Below are 2814 nucleotides of genomic sequence, written 5' to 3' on the forward strand. Positions count from 1 at the left end.
CTGAAAAGATCAAGACCCTGATCCGGTCGATCGATTAGGCCGCCCTTGACCATTTTTCAACGAGTCGTTCCGGCGAACGCCGGGACCCATAACCATCGCTGCCGGTTGGAGCAAAATGCATTGGCCAATGTGCCAAAATGCTGGGCTGAGGCGTATGGGTCCCGACGTTCGCAGGGACGACGGAAGGTCTGCCGATGACTATCGCCGACAAACTGGTGTTGCAACGGCAGCATCACCTGAAATGGCGGTCGCTCGACGGGCTTGAACTGATGCTGATGATCATCTGCGGCGTCTTGTGTTTCGGCTTCTCGCTGTCGGTGACCTGCGACATCGTCACGCGCACCATCGGCCATCCCTGGCTGTGGCTGCAGGAAGTCACCTCGACGCTGTTCATCTATGCGATTTTCATCGGCGCCGCGGTCGCCACCCGTCGCAACGATCATCTGTACCTGACGGCGATCTCCGAAGCCCTGCACGGGACACCGCGGCTGGTGGTCGAGATCATCATCCGCGTCGTGGTACTGGGCGTGGCCTGCGGCCTGATCTGGTTCGGCTACATCAATTTTCTCCGGGGTTTTGGCAGTTTCCGGCTGCCGTCGGGTACGCCGATCGCCTCGCTCTATGCGGCGATCCCGCTGTCCGGCGCGCTGATCGCGCTGTTTACGATCGAGCAACTGGTCAACGGCATCCGCAACGGGTTTGATCATCCCGAACCGCCGGACCAGGAGCTGGCTGGTCCGCCTGCCGACGTCTCCGTGCGAACGAGAGCGCGGCCGTGAGCGCCCCGGTCATCCTGGGGTTGATGTCGTTCTGCTTCCTGTTTTTCGGCTATCTCGGCGTGCCCGTGCCGTTTTCGCTGATCGGGGGCGTGTTCATCGGGGCGATGCTGACCGACGTTTCGCTGGCGGCGATCATTCAGAAGATCTTCGACGGGGTCGACTCCGAGGCGCTATTGGCGATCCCGTTTTTTCTCTTGGTCGGCGAACTCATGAGTTCGGCCAACGTCGTGGTGCGAATCGCGAACCTGTCGTTGTCGCTGGTCGGACATATCCGGGGCGGGCTGTCGCAGGTCGTCGTGGTCTTCAGCATGTTTTTCTCGGAGATGTCCGGCTCGACCACCGCCGACGTCGCGGTCATGAGCCGCGCACTCGGCGGCCCGATGAAGCGCGAGGGCTACTCGCCCGCTTTTATCGCGGCGATCATCGCTTCGGCATCCACCATCGCGGCGCTGGTGCCGCCGAGCATCACCGCCGTGGTCTACGGCGCGGTCGGCAACGTCTCGATCGCCGGCCTGTTCATGGCCGGCGTGGTGCCGGGATTGATGATCGGTTTTGGGCTGATGATCTATTGCTACTTTTTCGGTCCCTCCGGCATGCGCAAGCCGCGGGCGCCGTTGCGCCAGATCGTGTTCGCGACTGCCGACGCCGCGCTGCCGCTGATGATCCCCGTGATCCTGCTTGGCGGCATTCTCACCGGCTGGTTCACCCCGACCGAAGCCGGCGTCGTCGCGGTGGTCTATATCATCGCGGTGGTGATTCCCGCACTCAACCGCGGCCATTTGCGGAAGATACCCTATGATTTCTGCCTGGCCGGGCTGATCTTTTCGCTGCCGCTGATCACCATCGGCGCGGCCAATGCCTTCGGCTGGATGCTGGCCTATCTGCGCGGCGCCATCGTGATCGCCGACTGGATCACCTCGATTGCCGGCAACAATCCGCAATACATGATGTTGCTGCTGGTGCTTTTGTTCACCGTGGTCGGCGATTTCATCGAGCCGGTGCCGACCATCATCATCTTCATGCCGCTGGTCAATGCACTGACCCAGGCCGGCGACATCAACGGCGTCCATATGGGCGTGGTGCTGATCGCCACATTGGCGTTCGGGCTGATCACGCCGCCCTATGGGCTGGTGCTGCTGATGGCATCGAAATTCGTCGGCGTCAGCTTTGGCAAGGCGCTGCGCGCCGCGCTGCCGATCTATGTGGTGTTCCTGGTGACGATCGTGTTCACGATCTATTTCCCGAGCGTGGTGCTGTGGCTGCCCAAGCACGTGATCCCGGAATCCGTCGGCTGCTTCAAGTCGCCGGCCGGCACCGGGTATATCTGTCCGGATTGAAGCGCGGGTGTCCTATCTTTGCGTGTACCGCTTCGCCGCGGCGCGGAATTCGCCGGTGTGCATGCAGGCGATGATGGCGTCGCGTTCGGCGTCGAGTTGTTGTTCGATCGGCGTCGCCGGGGCGCGGTAGATCAGGGCCTTGGTCGAAGCCAGCGCCGCCGGTGCGTTTTTCGAAAGGCGCAGCGCCAGCTCGCGGGTCGCGGCTTTCAGTTCGATCGCTGGAACGACCCTGGCGACGAGACCCCACTGATGGGCTTGTTCTGCCGAAAAGCAGTCCTCGGCGAGAAATATCTGCAGGGCGCGGCGCATGCCGACGCTGGCGACAACTCCGACGGTGCCGCCGCCGTCGGGCGACAGGCCGAGTTTGGCATAACCCGGCGCAAAGCGGGCGTCCGCCGCGGCGATGCAGAGGTCCGCCATGAAGGTGAGCGACAGGCCGGACCCGATCGCCGAGCCATGCACGCTGGTCAGCACGATTTTCGGCATCCGCCGCATTGTTCTGACGAAAGTGTGGTAATGCCGCAGCAGCTCTCCGCCCCGCGGTGCGATGGTGCCGGCAGCCGCGGCGGCGCCCATGGTTCGCAGATCGCCGCCGGCGCAGAACGCGCGGCCTTTGCCTTCGATCACAAGGACCCGGATGTCGTCTGATGCCTCGACTTCCGCGCTGAGCTGCTCGAGCTTTTTGGCGATCGCAAGGT

At 63.0% G+C, this 2814-nt stretch carries 3 protein-coding genes; 2 read left to right on the forward strand and 1 reads right to left on the reverse strand.

The genetic code is table 11. The features are described 5' to 3' along the window. Positions 1–194 precede the first annotated feature (194 nt). A complete protein-coding gene (locus ABSG20_RS33975) occupies positions 195–779 on the forward strand; it encodes a TRAP transporter small permease (RefSeq protein ID WP_423868813.1) in 585 nt (194 codons plus the stop codon). Next, positions 776–2116, forward strand: a complete 1341-nt coding sequence (locus ABSG20_RS33980) for a TRAP transporter large permease (RefSeq protein WP_423868814.1) — start codon at positions 776–778, stop codon at positions 2114–2116. The genes ABSG20_RS33975 and ABSG20_RS33980 overlap by 4 nt, the downstream gene beginning before the upstream one ends. Before the next feature lie 12 nt (positions 2117–2128). Here ABSG20_RS33980 and ABSG20_RS33985 read toward each other — a convergent pair. Then, on the reverse strand, positions 2129–2814 hold a 686-nt coding region (locus ABSG20_RS33985; RefSeq protein ID WP_423868815.1), incomplete at its 5' end, for an enoyl-CoA hydratase/isomerase family protein.

Origin of the sequence: Bradyrhizobium sp. (genome assembly GCF_049512235.1) — a bacterium.
Classification (GTDB): domain Bacteria; phylum Pseudomonadota; class Alphaproteobacteria; order Rhizobiales; family Xanthobacteraceae; genus Bradyrhizobium.

Excerpts from the sequence above, each read along its gene's own strand:
- ABSG20_RS33975 (WP_423868813.1), top strand. The coding sequence starts at position 195 with ATGACTATCGCCGACAAACTGGTGTTGCAACGGCAGCATCACCTGAAA.